General features: G+C 66.3%; 12 protein-coding genes and 1 pseudogene. 4 read left to right on the plus strand and 9 right to left on the minus strand.

Going from position 1 to position 13,922, the window contains the following annotated elements; translation table 11 throughout:
* Positions 1 to 75: 75 nt before the first annotated feature.
* From ACSHXC_RS06340 to ACSHXC_RS06360, 5 genes are all read right to left on the minus strand, one after another.
* Positions 76 to 1,260, minus strand: coding sequence for an FAD-dependent oxidoreductase (locus ACSHXC_RS06340; protein WP_438290613.1), 1,185 nt, complete (start codon positions 1,258 to 1,260; stop codon positions 76 to 78).
* 71 nt (positions 1,261 to 1,331) lie between these two features.
* Positions 1,332 to 2,192 (minus strand): dimethylargininase, encoded by an 861-nt coding sequence (gene ddaH / locus ACSHXC_RS06345; protein WP_438290614.1) that lies wholly within the window; start codon positions 2,190 to 2,192, stop codon positions 1,332 to 1,334.
* A 70-nt stretch (positions 2,193 to 2,262) separates the two neighbouring features.
* On the minus strand, positions 2,263 to 2,919 hold the full coding sequence (locus ACSHXC_RS06350) for an FMN-binding negative transcriptional regulator (RefSeq protein ID WP_438296459.1): 657 nt from the start codon (positions 2,917 to 2,919) through the stop codon (positions 2,263 to 2,265).
* 2 nt (positions 2,920 to 2,921) lie between these two features.
* A complete protein-coding gene (locus ACSHXC_RS06355; RefSeq protein ID WP_438290615.1) occupies positions 2,922 to 4,208 on the minus strand; it encodes a lysine N(6)-hydroxylase/L-ornithine N(5)-oxygenase family protein in 1,287 nt (428 codons plus the stop codon).
* 26 nt (positions 4,209 to 4,234) lie between these two features.
* Entirely contained in the window at positions 4,235 to 4,453 is a 219-nt protein-coding gene (locus ACSHXC_RS06360) for an MbtH family protein (RefSeq protein ID WP_438290616.1), read from the minus strand.
* Positions 4,454 to 5,858: 1,405 nt separating this feature from the next.
* Between ACSHXC_RS06360 and ACSHXC_RS06365 the strand changes: the two genes are divergently transcribed.
* Both ACSHXC_RS06365 and ACSHXC_RS06370 read left to right on the plus strand, forming a co-directional pair.
* The gene (locus ACSHXC_RS06365; RefSeq protein ID WP_438290617.1) at positions 5,859 to 7,097 is read left to right on the plus strand and encodes an IS110 family transposase; all 1,239 of its coding nucleotides are present in this window, start codon (positions 5,859 to 5,861) and stop codon (positions 7,095 to 7,097) included.
* Between the two features lie 19 nt (positions 7,098 to 7,116).
* Positions 7,117 to 7,413, plus strand: a pseudogene (locus ACSHXC_RS06370) (ATP-binding protein); the annotation flags it as partial.
* 57 nt (positions 7,414 to 7,470) lie between these two features.
* Here ACSHXC_RS06370 and ACSHXC_RS06375 read toward each other — a convergent pair.
* Complete coding sequence (locus tag ACSHXC_RS06375; RefSeq protein WP_438290619.1) at positions 7,471 to 7,839, minus strand: DUF4190 domain-containing protein; 369 nt, start codon at positions 7,837 to 7,839, stop codon at positions 7,471 to 7,473.
* Positions 7,840 to 8,184: 345 nt separating this feature from the next.
* On the opposite strand from ACSHXC_RS06375, the gene ACSHXC_RS06380 reads away from it, so the two are divergent.
* Complete coding sequence (locus ACSHXC_RS06380; RefSeq protein ID WP_438290620.1) at positions 8,185 to 8,562, plus strand: sensor histidine kinase; 378 nt, start codon at positions 8,185 to 8,187, stop codon at positions 8,560 to 8,562.
* 118 nt (positions 8,563 to 8,680) lie between these two features.
* On the opposite strand, the gene ACSHXC_RS06385 is transcribed toward ACSHXC_RS06380, so the two are convergent.
* From ACSHXC_RS06385 to ACSHXC_RS06395, 3 genes are all read right to left on the minus strand, one after another.
* Positions 8,681 to 9,712: a hypothetical protein gene (locus tag ACSHXC_RS06385; RefSeq protein WP_438290621.1), complete on the minus strand. Its 1,032-nt coding sequence runs from the start codon at positions 9,710 to 9,712 to the stop codon at positions 8,681 to 8,683.
* 102 nt (positions 9,713 to 9,814) lie between these two features.
* Positions 9,815 to 10,297 (minus strand): hypothetical protein, encoded by a 483-nt coding sequence (locus ACSHXC_RS06390; protein ID WP_438290622.1) that lies wholly within the window; start codon positions 10,295 to 10,297, stop codon positions 9,815 to 9,817.
* A 325-nt stretch (positions 10,298 to 10,622) separates the two neighbouring features.
* Positions 10,623 to 10,895, minus strand: coding sequence for a hypothetical protein (locus tag ACSHXC_RS06395; protein ID WP_438290623.1), 273 nt, complete (start codon positions 10,893 to 10,895; stop codon positions 10,623 to 10,625).
* Positions 10,896 to 11,538: 643 nt separating this feature from the next.
* Between ACSHXC_RS06395 and ACSHXC_RS06400 the strand changes: the two genes are divergently transcribed.
* On the plus strand, positions 11,539 to 13,866 hold the full coding sequence (locus ACSHXC_RS06400; protein WP_438290624.1) for a hypothetical protein: 2,328 nt from the start codon (positions 11,539 to 11,541) through the stop codon (positions 13,864 to 13,866).
* Positions 13,867 to 13,922 lie beyond the last annotated feature (56 nt).

The raw sequence follows: 13,922 nt of genomic DNA on the forward strand, positions 1-13,922 counted from the left end.
TCAACCTTACTTACGGCGGGCAGCGGACATACTGCCGGAGGGAATACGGGAACGGCGGGGTCGGTCGACAGCGAGCTACAACAAGTCCACGACGTCAGCCGTCATGAATTCGCGCATCCCGATGACGCCCGAGACCAGGGCGAAATAGCGGGAGGTGAGTTCGGGCGATCCGGCAACGGCGTGCAACATGCGCCGTCTCGCCTTCGTCGGATTGAGGTTCGCCAATTCGAGCGTGCTCAGGTACGGACCGTCGAGGGTGTCCGCCATCGTCTTCGAGAAGTCCGACGTCGCCTCGTCGACGGCAGCCGCATCCTCCACCTGCACACCCGACATGGAATCGGCGATCAGATCAGCCTGAACGAACGCGTTGGTGATACCGCGGGCGCTGATCGTGTCGAGATGGTGAGCCGCATCCCCCACCAGTGCCCAGCCCGGCCCGTGCGCCTTGCGGAAGTAGTTTTGCTGGTCCCCCGTTCCCCTCCACCGATCGACCCGCTCGGTGGACATCATCTGTTCGTACAGTTCCGGCGCGGTCGACTTGACCGCCGCCACGTACGCTTCCCCGGGATCGCGGCGCGCCTGCGAGAATTCGGCCTGCGGCATGTACGCGGCCACGATCGTGAGGTCGTCGTGGGTCGGAATCCGGGCGATCCAGCGCCCCACCTTTTCGTGGAATCCAAATCCAGTGCGCAGACCGCGCCAGAAGGTGTAATAGACGCAACTTGCCAGGGGGGCCGACCGCAGGACCGGCGCGTCGACCAGCTCAGCGACCTTCGAGCGCATGCCATCCGCCCCGATGACCAGTCCCGCCGACACAGTCGTCGTCGAGTCCCCGATCCGCAGACGAACCCCGGCGACCCGGTCGTCGCGCCAGACCAATTCCCGTACCTGCGTGCGGTCCATGAATTCCGCGCCCGCTGACACGGCGGCCCGGACGAGCAGGTCGTCGAGGACGTATCGCCTCGGCGCGTACGCGGCGGAGACTCCGTCCACCGACGGCACCGCCGAGGTCAGGCTGAGGCCATCAATGTCATGGCTGATGGTGTCCAGAGGCGGGCAGCCGGAGGCCACGACGTCGTCGAGCACCCCCCACCGCGCGAGTCTCGCGACCCCGGGCTGGTGAATGTAGAGCGTGGACATGGTGTCCGACGGGAACGACGCCTTGTCGACCAGCAGAACTCGCCGACCCTGCCTTGCCAGCAGCAGAGCGGTCGACGCACCCGCGCAACGCGCGCCCACCACGACAACGTCATAATCCATTACCGAATCCACCGAATCCCCCTGGTTCCCACCGTCAACGACATACGACCGTCACCATCCACCGATACGCGTCAACCTCGGGGAGAACGCAGTTCCAAGGTGCAGCATTTGGCGCTTCCCCCTGCCTTGAGTAGTTCGGAGAGATTCACGCCGATGGGGTTGAAGCCGCGCTCCCGGAGTACCGCCGCCAGACCCGTGGCAGCCTCCGGCAGAATCACGTTGTAGCCGTCGCTGAACGCATTGAGCCCGAAGACCGATGCGTCCTCGCGGGACGCCAGGATCGCGTCAGGGAACATTTCCCTGAGTACGGACTGGCTACCGGGCGAGAAGGCGTCCGGGTAATACATGATCTCGTCGGCGGAGAGCACCGAAAGGGCGGTGTCGAGGTGGTAGTGGCGCGGGTTGACCAAGGTCAGGCCGGTCACCGGGAGCCCGAAGAACTCCTGCGCCTCGGCGTGCGACCGCAAGTCGGTGCGGAATCCGGTACCCGCCAGGATGCGCCGACCGACGAGCAGATAGTCACCCTCGCCCTCATTGATGAACTCCGGCCACAGGCAGTCGTCAAATCCCTGTTCCTGGAACCACGAGAGGTAGGCGGGCCCTTCGGCCGTCCGCTCCGCGTGCCGGAAACGTGCACCGAGCACCTTGCCGTCCACCACCGTCGCGCCATTGGCGGCGAACACCATGTCGGGCAGCCCGGGTATCGGGTCGATCACGTCCACGCTGTGGCCGAGCGACGTGTAGAGCTCATACAGCTCCTCCCACTGGGCGAGTGCCAGATCGCGGTCGCAGGGCTTCTCCGGGTGCATCCACGGGTTGATGGAGTACACGACGCCGTAATGGCTGGGGCGGCACATCAGGAGACGGCGCGGGGTAGCCTCCCGGCGCCGGTGGTTCTGCTTCGTGGCGGGGGTCACATCAGGGGCGGGCATGGGCAGGCTCCTCCGGTGGGGACGGATGACTCTCGGGATTCGATAAGGCGTGCAGACGACTTCCGTCGCCTCAGGCGCTCTTGCGGTCGGCATAGTCGAACTCGCGCATGAGGGTCGCGAGTTCCCTGCCACGCCCTGTGTCGTCCGCTCCGAAGCGGTCCATGACTCGCTGCCGGATCTCCGGGCTTTTCTCCTGGCTGAGCTTGAACATGCCATCCGCCGACTCCACCTCGAAACGGAACGCCCCCACAGCCGGGCCGATCCGCCGGAAGTACTCAAGCGAGCTCTCCATCTCCCAGCCGTCGCCGAAGTCCTTCTCGTACGCCTGGACCGTCAGCTGGACGACCTCGAGCGTCTCCTCGAAACCGACGATCGGCCACAGCTTTCCCTGGAGGTGCACCGAGACGAAGTTCCAGGTCGGTGCCGCCGGTGTCGTCCCGTAGACCGCGGGTGTGACATAGCCGTGCGGACCGGTGAAGATCAGCTGGGCGTCCGCGCCGTCGGCCAGCGAGTCCCAATGTGCGTTGGCACGGTTCATGTGGCCGAGCAGCGTCACACCCTCCCGGCCGCCGTCCGTTGAGGAGGCGTCAGGGCTGAGGATCATCGGCAGGTGCGTGGCGTATGGCACCTGCGGACCGTTGGTGACCAGCGTGGCGAGGGGGTACTGCTCGACGATGCGGCGGAGCCATGCCCGGTCTTCCGCCTGGTAGATCGATGGGACGTACATGGTCACCTCGTGAGGATGGACTGGGCGATCTCGCCGGACCGGACCGCGGTGTTGGACAGGAGGCCGGCCGACAGACCATGGGAGTGTTCGGTGCTGGCGCCATGGACGTAGATCCCGCAACGCACCGCGTCCGACGTGGTCACGCGGTAGTCGCGCTCCACGCCGAGCCGCCCCTCCTCGTCCCGCTTGCATTCGCTCAGCAAGTCCTGGAGCAGCGGCGTCGGGTCGCTCGGCCGGTAGCCGGTGGCGAAGACAATCACGTCCGCCTCGATGGTCTGCACCGCACCGGACGTCATCGACTCGACCACGACTCGTACACCGTCGGCGTGTTCGTCGACGGAGGTGACGCGCGAGGCGTTGAGCATCCGCAGTCGCTGCTTACCGAGGACCCTTTCCTGGTAGCTCCTGCGGTACAGGTCCTGTGACACCTCGAGATCGACCACCGAGTAATTGGTGTTTCCGTGGTAGTCGAGGAGGCGCTGCTTCTCGTCGGTCGGAGCGGCGAAGAACTGGTCGACCGCCTCCGGGTCGAAGATCCTGTTCACGTAGGGGCTGTCGTCGGCGACGCTGTAGCCGTAACGCGAGAGCACGGTGTACACATGGGCGCCCGAGAAGGTGCGGTGCAGATAGTCGGCGGCCTCGGCGGCGCTCTGACCAGAGCCCACGACGACGACATTCCGAGGGGTGCCGGTGATGGCGCCGACCCGGTGCATCAGTTGCGAACTGTGCCAGATACGCCCGGATTCCTTGATGCCCGCCGGGAGTCGCGGCGTCAGCCCCATACCGATTACAATATTCCGTGCGCGCTGGACGGTCTCGTGGCCGCCGGGCGCGGCGCGGGCCACTACGTCGACATATTCAACCGCACCGGCCTCGAACACCGGCCGGATGGCAGTGATCTCGGAACTGTACGACACGTTCGACTGGAATTGATGAGCTGCCCATTCCAGGTAGTCATGGAATTCGACACGCAACGGGTACAGGGTCTTGCTGTTGATGAATTCAGCGACCCTGCCCTTCTCCTGAAGGTAGGAGACGAACGTGTACCGGCTCATCGCATTGCGCATGGTCGCCAGGTCCTTCAGGAAGGATACCTGCATCGTTGCGTCTTCCATCAGCATGCCGCGGTGCCAGCCGAATCGAGGCTGCCGCTCGTAGAACTTCATGCTGATTTCCGGCGCCCCCGCTCCCGCCGTCGCGATGTCTTCGAGAGCGATCGCCAATGCAAGATTGGAGGGACCGAAACCGATCCCGACTACGTCCGCTATGTTCGCTTCTGATTGTGCCATCACAGGATGAATTGCCTTCCCATTCACTACTTGCCGCTATTGCCGGACGCCTCGACGAGTGAACTCGGGCGCAAGTCGGTCCAGTTCGCGTCGACGTACTCCAGGCATGCCGCCCGGCCGGCCTCACCAAAGACCGTCGCCCAGCCGGCCGGGACGTCGGCGAAGGCCGGCCAGAGGGAGTGCTGCCCCTCCTTGTTGGTGACCACGAAGTAACTGCCGTCTTCGTTGTCGAACGGGTTGCTCATGTTTTCCTCGACTTCCCGGAAAATTGCATGACGACTTGGCCACAGCGTCGGCTATGAAAGCTGGCTCGGGCTGTGGCGACCGGATTGCAGCATGGCCTGGAAAATCGACCTCTTCGGAAGCCCGCCGCAAAAAGGTGCGAGGGCTGTGGCAACTCGAAGGTATACCGCGGAGAGATGTCATCCGGCGGGGCGCCCGTACGTTCGGGCGTGGGGAGATTACAGGAGGTACGTCGCCGTCACGCAGGTGAAGCTCCGCGAGACTAGGCTACTCATCCTCATGCACCGCGTCGGCAGGGTCTGCACACTGACACGTCAGAAAGAATACGTCTGCAAGGTCTCAAGCCCCCACCCCCTAGGCGCACGATGTGCCGCTTTGGTTGCTCCTACGCAACCGGAATAGCCCTCGGGCATGGCCTGCCCGCAAAGCAAGATCTTTTGTGAACCTACCTGATGCCCACGAAGTAAGCCAACCTTGACTGGAAGTGCCGCTTCCCCTACCGGGCGGTATCGTATACTTGTGCCCGATCCACCGAGTCCCTCCACACGGGGCGCTGCTGAAATGCCATCAGGTGGCAACGTCGCGGGGCATCGACCGCCATCGGTCGGACCACTGAACTCCTTGTTGAGTACCGCGAGTTCATCGATCAGGCCCCCGTCACTCCCTCCGTCACCACTCTCGCCAACCATGCGAAAGCCGCCCCCTGTCTACCGGGCCGGTACGGCAACAGAGGTGGTCCACTGGCCGCATGACGGTGAGTCAGGATCTGCACTTCTCCAGGTCATCTGACCAGCAGGACTCAGCAGGTCTGCGCTCAGCATCGCCTGCCCTCGGCACCCCATCGACGCTCGCCAGCCCTAATGGGCACCGAAGCGGCCGCAGGATCGAGGTCTTCGCCAGCCCAGGGCGTCAAAGCCCCTTCTCAAGGCTGATCCGGTTCTGTGTACGGCAGTTGCTCTATGGCTGCCGCCGCGGGCACAGGACCGAGGTCTATACATCACCAGAGCAGAAAGCTCCGATCCCAGGCTGACCCGATCCTGTGCCCAAGAGTTCATCAAGGCACTACCTGCTGCGGTGGTAGCGGTCGGTGCCGGGGAAGTCGCAACATGCCCCCGGGACTTCGAGCCCCCGGACAAGAGCCGGCCCCCGGTCCCGTCCACTGCCACCGCAGCGCATCCAGTCTGACGATCAGATCGTTGAAGCTCGTGGTCCGAGCCGTTCGCAGGGACCACCTCTCACTGAACCCGGAGCCGCCGAGCTCTTCCACAGACCGAGGGCCCTGCGGACAGCTGGGGTCACGAACGGCTCATCGGATGCAGGGCCATCGAGCCCTTCCATGAGGGAGACGCGTGCCCCCGCGCGGCTGCGACCAGCAGCAACCCCGATCGAGAGGAACCGAACAGCACCATGAGAGTGTCCTGCGGCACTGACCGGGCCAGCGACCACCACGATGTCGCCCTGGTCGACCACGACGGAGATCTGGTGGCCCGAGCCCGGATCGGAGACGACGCAGCTGGCCTGCAACAGCTGCTTGCCCTCCTGACCGAGCACGGCGACAGCGAGGACTCCCCGATCCCCGTGGCCATCGAGACGTCCCGCGGCTTACTGGTCGCCTGCCTCCGCGCCACCAGACGCCCCGTCTTCGCCATCAATCCGATGGCCGCTTCCCGCTACCGCGACCGTCACGCGGTCGCCCGAAAGAAGTCCGACCACCTCGACGCCATGGTCCTGGCGAATATCCTGCGCACGGACCGGGCCGCCCACCGGCCACTGCCCGACGACAGCGAACTCGCCCAGGCCATCGCCGTCTTGGCCCGCGCCCAGCAGGACGCGGTCTGGGACCGCACCCAGGCCGGCAACAAGCTCCGCTCACACCTGCGCGAGTACTTCCCCGGCTTCCTCGCCGCCTTCCAGCACACCCGCGAAGGACTGTGCTCACCCGTCGCGCGCGTCATCCTGGCGGCCGCCCCCACCCCGGCCCACGCCGCCAAGCTCACCCGCGCCCAGCTGCGGTCGCTGCTGAAGAAAGCCGGCCGCCAGCGCGGCATCGAAGCCGAGGCAGACCGGCTCCGCGAAGCGTTCCAGCTTCCTCAGATGCGCCAACTGCCCCAGGTCGAACAGGCCATGGGACACCAGGCCCTCGCGCTGCTGCGGCAACTCGAAGCCGCCTGCACCAGTGCCGATGACCTCACCGCTGCGGCAGTGACGTCTTTTGATACACACCCGGACGCCGAGATCATCACCAGCTTGCCAGGGCTCGGCTCACTCACCGGCGCCCGGGTGCTCGCCGAGATCGGCGACGACCGATCCCGCTTCACCGACGCAAAAGGACTCAAAGCCTTCGCCGGGGCCGCACCGGTCACCCGGGCGTCCGGCAAAAGCCTCGCCGTCATGGCCCGCCGGGTCAAGAACCAGCGGCTCGCCGCCGTCGGCTACGTCTGGGCCGTCTCCGCCCTGTCCTCCCCCGGGGCCCGGGCCCACTACGACCGCCGGCGGGAGGCCGGGGACCGACACACCGCCGCCCAGCGCCACCTCTTCAACCGGTTGCTCGGCTGCCTCCACCACTGCCTCACCCAGCGAGTGCGCTACGACGAAACCACCGCATTCCCACCACCCGAGAGCACGGCTCTACCCGCAGCCGCTTGACAGATCAACTGCATCGGATGTCTGGGATGCCTTGCTCATCGTCAGTGAACTCGTCACCAACGCGGTCCTCCACACACGCACGTCCCTCCAGCGCACCCCCCGCCGACGGCTATGGCTCGCCCTGCACATCCAGCCCAACGCACTGATCTGTGCCGTCAGCGACCCCAGCCCCACCCCACCCCACATGGCAATCCCCGCCCCCTGGGCTGACACCGGACGGGGACTCCAACTCGTCACGGCACTCAGCACCGCCTGGGGCTGGACCCCCACCCCGCCTCCCGGCAAGACCGTCTGGGCCCGCCTCGCCCTCACCTGATGGTCGCTGGCTCCCGGCATGGGCCCCATACCTGGCCGACGGGCGGATGAACCATGATCAGTTGCTGGGGCCGACCAGGACGGCCAGCCCCGCGATCAGTCCCATCACGACGAGGTTGGCGACCACGGCGTACAGGATGCACAGCCAGCCGACCAGGATGGCCAGCAGGGAGATCCAACGGCCGTCGAGACCCCGGCGCTTGGCGCGCCACCGGCCCATGTGGCCAGAGACGATCGCGACGAGCGCGCACACGACCAGGAGGCTGAGGATCGCGGCAGAGTAGGTCACCGCCAGCCAGCCGCCCATGACGGAGCCGCTGGCGTAGATGACGCTACCGACGGCCGCGTAGACGCCCACCCGGGCCGGTCTGTTGCCGGGCAGCCAGGCCGCCTGGGAGGGATCCGCCGTCCGGGGTGTCGTGCTCATGAGGAGCAACGCTATCGGGCCGGGGGCAGGGGCAGGCCGCCAGCCCCCTCCTCGCTCAGGCGGCCTGCGGGTGCAGCAACCGGGCCAACAAGTCGCCGAAGGTGGCCAGGCCGGTCAGGCGACCCTCCGCGTCACGGATGACGGCGAGCGAGGCGCGACGCCAGCACAGCTGGGCGACGGCGTATGTCCAAGGTCAGCAAGAAGTCAGCATCAGCACGGCATCCCAGCCCCGGAACTCTCCTTGTGGGCGCACCCTCACTGACCATGGATGGTAACCAGAGCGGATCGTGGCGGACAGCGGTCGCGAGCAGCTCGTGTAGCGTCCAGGGGCGGGGGTCCTGGCCGGTGGATACCGAGGTCGCCCCGGACATCACCGTGCGCGGGAGCACGCTGTGGCTCGCCCGGCTCGTCACCAATCTGCTGGACAACGCACAACGCCACGCCAACCACCAGATCCTGCTCTCCCTGAGCGTGGACGAGGCCCACAACACAGCGGTGTTGGAGGTCAGCGACGACGGCCCGGGCATCCCACCCGCCGACCGCGAACGCGTCTTCGAACGCTTCACCCGGCTCGACGACGCCCGCAGCCGCGACCAAGGCGGTTCCGGCCTCGGCCTTGCCATCGCCCGCGACATCGCCACCCACCTCGGCGGCTCACTCACCATCCAGGACTCGGCGCCAGGAGCCCACCTGGTGGCCCGACTCCCCATGAAAGACACCTAATGCGAGGACCGATCAGCCGTAATTGCGGCATGCCCAAATGGCGGGATGCGACGGTGAATTGGGTTTCCTTCGAGCCCACCCCGGGGCAGATCGCCCCCGGGTGGGCCCGACGAATGTGTCACTGGTACCGCACCCGTCCCGGTTCCGAGGGAGCGACCACGTGGGTGTCACCGGGCTGTTTGACCGTCCCGGGCGGCGTGTAATAGAAGTCGATCCCGGTTGCCACGAGGGAGACCGGCCAGCCGAACACCTTCTCTCCGAACTTGCCGACCGAGTTGACGAAGGTGGGCCGGTGGTGCGTGCCCCGGACATCGCTCAAAATGGACCCCTTGGCCAGGTCGCTGCTGGCCTTTCCGGCGGCCGCCGCGGGAGTACCGCCGATCGCGCCCTGGACGGCGCCGTTGGCGTCCTCCTTGAACGCGGTCCCGTCGCGGTTGTACGCGTCCCCGGCGGCCTTGACCGCGGACTCGCCGCCTTTCATCCAGGAGCGGTAACTCAGGAACTCCACGATCGGCTTGATGGTGCCGCTGCCCCACTTTGCGGGCGGCGTGTAGTCCACCGAATCCGTCTTGGACTGCTGTGCCTGCTGGGCGTCGGTCTTCGCGTCCTTGAGGGAGTCGTAGTACCTGCTGCCGAACTTGTGTTTGTCCTTGGTGAGTTGACCAAGTCCCCAGGAGCAGGTGGAGTCCGCTTCTGTCGCCCGGCCGAGGATCGCGTCGATGCGCCGCTGCAGGGCGTCCAGGTCGTCCTGGGTCACCACCTCCACGGGGTCGCCGTGGGACATGCGGCGGGGCTGGACGCTGCGGGTCAGGGTTCCGCCGGTGAGGATCGTGATGCCGGCGGGCGGGTTCTCGTAGAGGTTCTTGAGGTCGTCCCGGGCCGCCTTTATCTGGTCGTGTGCGGAGCTCAGCAGGTGGGCGATGCTCTCCGCCTCGGTGACGGCATCGGTGAACTCGTCGGAGACCCGGACCACGAACGGCTTGGTGACGGCGGCGTTCTCGCCCTTCCACTCGGTGCCCTGCGCCAGGCTGCGCATGCCCCCGGCCTCGCTGGCGACCTTCTTCAGCAGGACCGCCATGGCGGCCCAGTCGTCGGCCGCCGACTGGAGCGGTGCGAGTTTGATGTGGAGAAGCTCTTCGAACGTCGGCACCGACCCGGCCCCCTGCCATTCCCGGCGTCGCCGCCGTCGTTGTTCCGGAGAATCCCCGGTTTGCTCCGGAATCCCTCCGCCCGCACACACCCCTTACAGGGGTCACATGACGGGACCTTCCGCCTTCGGCACATGCGGCACGTCGGAACCCGAAGCGGGTGGCGGCACGTCCAGGTACTCGGAGATCTTGGAGACCCGCAGCTGCGCGCCGATGAACTGGTCATCCTGGTTCGACGACTTCACCGAGTAGTCGAGATGGTCGGAGATCTGCGCGCAGGCGTCGAGCAGCACCTGAAGCTGCCCCCGCCAGCCCTCACCGGCCCTGGCCAGGGCGGCGCCCGTGCCGAACCCGTCGCCCTCCAGGCTCTTCACGGCGGCCTGGCTAGCCTGCCGTGCGTGCTTGCCTGCACTCGACAGATGCTGGTGCAGCAGGAAGGCTGCGTGCCCGATCTTCCCCATGTCGTCGTACTTGAGGACCAGGTCCGCACCATCGGGCGACGGCCCGCCGGGATCCATGCCGGGCACACTGTCCAGCCGCACCTGGGCCTGCGCCTTCAGCGCCGCCCACTCCTGATCGAACGACATGCCCCCCACGCCCCGTCAGATGGTTGATCAGACGAGCCTAACCCGGGATGATCTCAAGGATTCGTCAAGATGAGACGGCCCACAGGAGGGTTGCGTCACAAGGCTTCAAAGGGCGCCCGGCCACATGAAGCCGCCCGGCTCACTCGACAACATCCTTCGCGTTGTTGGGGCCGACGCCGAGCATCACTCGGGCATTGCATTCCTTAATCCGTGCACCTCGCACACCAGCTCCCACAAGGACTGATGAGGTTCCGCCAAGGGCCGGGTTGCGCTCCGGCCCATCGATGCCGGCCGGAGCCAACGGCCGCCCGCCCCGGCAGCCCGTTCAACGACGCCGCCGTGCCGCGCGCTCCCGTTCGAGTTCTCCGAGCCGTACGAACCAGCCGACGACGCCCAGAAGTCCGAAGATCCCGACAGCGAGCGCGACCAGGCTCATCCCGATCCGCCACCAGTGCAGCAGTCCGCTGCCCCCAATGCCGAGGCCGCCAGCGGTGAGCATGCAGAAGAACAGCAGCGTGCGCGAGCCCTCCAACTGCCGGCAGAACTCTCGCCAGTACCGCGCCATCAGGCGCCGGACCCCCGCCCGTGCCACTGCCATACATCCCCCTGTCGCCCCGGCCTGTCACCGCCGATTCCGCGAGTCTACTCAGCGGCCCCGACACCCATACGCCGCCCTGCAGACAACCCCCTGCTCGCATGACAGTGGTCAGCCCAAGGGCCACCCACCTGGGCGGCTCAATGGCCGTTGACACGGAGGAAAGGGAGGGGCGGTCGACGCGCCGACCGCCGGATGCAGGCCGCCGGGCTCACCGGCCACCCCTTCGGATACAGCACCGAACACGGCCAGGACTGACCGACCAACACCTCAACGCCACCCATCCATCGATGTGGCCGTCTGCTCCACGCGGGCACCAACCAGTGCGGACGAACCAGCAACTCTATGGGGCCCTCGGTCTTGGTGAACTGATAGCCGTGCGGGCCGGGTTGAGAAGGGTGGTGGTGCCCTCCTGTCAAGACGTGCGCCTCGCGCAGAAAGTGGACTCCTCCGGTGTCACCCAATGCGGATGATCCACATTGTTTCCTGGCAAACCACAGGCAATGAGAAGCAAAAGGGTGGAGTGCAACTAAGGCCCCAACAAGGCGAGATGACTTACCGCTCGAACGTGATTTTGAACATGGCGCCGATTGGTCTGGACCTGATGAGGTGACATCGACATTGGCCCACACAGGAAGAGCACAAGTTGAGGCTCAGACCCCTCACCAAGACGAATCGGCGCCTGGCGATTGGCACGGCCCTCGCGGTCGTCCTCGGATCAGGCGTCGCCTCCGCCGTCACCTACACCCCCGGTGCGCAGGATGCGGAACTGACGGCGCAAGCAGCCGCGAACCAGCGGCCCAACTCCGGCACGAACCCTGAAGCCGGCCCTCCGTTCGCCAAGAAGAACGGTGTGTGGGAGGTGAATACGACCGGCCCCACACTGCGCAACACCGTCACCGACCCGGACGGGGACAAGAGCAACCTCACCTTCGAGGTGTGGACCACTGATGCCACCGGCAAACCGAAAAGCCGGGTCAAGCTGACCGATGACAACCAGTACGGCGTCCTCGTCTCGGACTTCGTCGCGTCCGGCAAGGCCGCTCAAGTCACGGTTCCTGCGGGCAGGTTGACGAACGGTACGACCTACGCGTTCCACACCTCCGCCTATGACGGCAAGCTGTACGAGACCGACTGGTCGCCGTGGACCACGTTCAAGGTCAGCGTCCCGGCCCCGGCCAAGCCCGCGAAACCGACGAGCCTGGCGAACAACGGCAAACCAGGTGAGTTCACCGTCGCACTGCCCTCCGGGCACACGGCGAAGTGGGTGGAGTGGCAGCTCGATGCGGCCGCGTGGAAGCGCGTCGACGCCGCGGGCAAGACGTCGGTGACCATCGACACCGGACTCCGCGCGGCCGCGCCCAGCGCCCCGGCCGCGCCCGCCGCGAACGACCACACGCTCAATGTGCGGACCGCCAACGACGGCGGCGCCTCTGACGCCGTCTCCGTGGCGTTCACCGGCAACGGAACCGGCAACGCGGATGGCAACCATGCGGTGGACCTCACCCTGCCGGACCCGGTCTCCACGGCCCCGAACCCGGACCAGACCAAGCAGGTCATCACGGGTAAGATCACCCGGCCGCTCGGGGCACCCGTATCCAGCAGCCCGCGGCTCTCGGCTCCCGCTGCCAAGGAGCAGTGCGGGCCGGTTGACAAGGACGGCGGTCAGGCGTGCTTCGGCGCGCCCGTGAAGTTCGAGGACCTGCCTGCCGAGGTCCAGGCCAAAGCGAAGCAGCAGGCGCAGGAGAAGCAACAGGCCAAGGAGAAACAGCAGCGTTCCCCGGCGCCGGCCGCCGGTTCGCCGGGGATGACCGACTGGTGCGCGACGAACACCTCCGGTGCCTTCGCCACCCGCACCGTCGAATGCGAGACCAAGCAGCTTCCCGTCGTCTACCGCGTAGACGGCGAGCCGATCGCGACCGCGTACTTCACGATGACGCGCGAGATATCCCTGGACAATTCAGCGAAGGGCTTCATTCATCGCCTGAACATCCACCCGATCCTGATCGCGCCGACCTTCCGCGCCATCGAAATGGTCATGGACAACCGGACGTGCGTGGGAAGCACCGCAGCCCAGTGCAAGGACCCGGGCAAGGCCGAGCTGTCGGACTGGGACGGAAAGGCCATCTGGCAGTCCCCCACGGACACACACGACGCCAACCTGACCACGACATACACGTGGGACAACTCGACCAGCGGCGCGGAGTACGACCTCCGGACGGACTTCATGCTCAAGGGCATCCTGATCGCCGGAAACACCCCCGGCCCGACGTTCATGACCGACTTCCGGTGGGCAATGGCCGACCCCTCGGACCTGGAAGAGATCCGCTGCGACACCAAGGGCACCGGGGCCACGGTGAGCGGCTGCGTGTTCAAGAACGTTGCCCCGAGCTACACGTTCAACGCCGCCAAGTTCCCGCAGGCTGCCGCGCACGCGTGGCTGCTGCAGGAGAAGCTGCCCAACACCATGGGCGTCAAGACCCGCGACACGCCCCTGTACTACCTGCCCGGCGGAAAGCGCGCCGATGGCAAGAACAACAGGGACATCATCTGCGACGTGACGAACTGGGCCAACATCTACGGTGACACCAGCGCCATGGACGGAGCGGGAGACAAGCCCAACTGCGACGAGTTCGCCTTCAACGCCACCTACAACAGCGGCGGCATGCCCAAGGCTGAAGGCGGCCTGAACGAGGTCTCCTCCGGCAGCCAGTGCGTGCAGACCTTCACCAAGAAGGCGACCGACGGGGCCGTACACCTGTACAACATCGACGGACAGGCACCCACCTGGCGGGAGGTCTGCGGCCGATCCGCGATCTCCGGGAAGCACAACAGCGGCTCCATGGGCGGATTCTCCGGGTTCGCCAAGAACATGCGGCTGATGGACAAGGACCCCTACTGGCTGGAGACCGGCATGTCCGGGCAGTGCACCTCGGACGCCAAGTCGTTCAAGTGCACCCTGCGCGCCAACTAGCCGACGCTCCCGGCCGGACCACTCAGTGACCAGGCGACCGCATTCCTGACATACGT

The sequence above is a fragment of the Streptomyces sp. HUAS TT7 genome (genome assembly GCF_051550175.1).
Taxonomy (GTDB): domain Bacteria; phylum Actinomycetota; class Actinomycetes; order Streptomycetales; family Streptomycetaceae; genus Streptomyces.

Bases quoted from the DNA above. Each gene is read 5' to 3' on its own strand.
- ddaH (WP_438290614.1), bottom strand. From the start codon at position 2,192: ATGCCCGCCCCTGATGTGACCCCCGCCACGAAGCAGAACCACCGGCGC.
- ACSHXC_RS06390 (WP_438290622.1), bottom strand. From the start codon at position 10,297: ATGTCGTTCGATCAGGAGTGGGCGGCGCTGAAGGCGCAGGCCCAGGTG.
- ACSHXC_RS06360 (WP_438290616.1), bottom strand. From the start codon at position 4,453: ATGAGCAACCCGTTCGACAACGAAGACGGCAGTTACTTCGTGGTCACC.
- ACSHXC_RS06365 (WP_438290617.1), top strand. From the start codon at position 5,859: ATGAGAGTGTCCTGCGGCACTGACCGGGCCAGCGACCACCACGATGTC.
- ACSHXC_RS06340 (WP_438290613.1), bottom strand. From the start codon at position 1,260: ATGGATTATGACGTTGTCGTGGTGGGCGCGCGTTGCGCGGGTGCGTCG.
- ACSHXC_RS06375 (WP_438290619.1), bottom strand. From the start codon at position 7,839: ATGAGCACGACACCCCGGACGGCGGATCCCTCCCAGGCGGCCTGGCTG.
- ACSHXC_RS06395 (WP_438290623.1), bottom strand. From the start codon at position 10,895: ATGGCAGTGGCACGGGCGGGGGTCCGGCGCCTGATGGCGCGGTACTGG.
- ACSHXC_RS06355 (WP_438290615.1), bottom strand. From the start codon at position 4,208: ATGGCACAATCAGAAGCGAACATAGCGGACGTAGTCGGGATCGGTTTC.
- ACSHXC_RS06350 (WP_438296459.1), bottom strand. From the start codon at position 2,919: ATGTACGTCCCATCGATCTACCAGGCGGAAGACCGGGCATGGCTCCGC.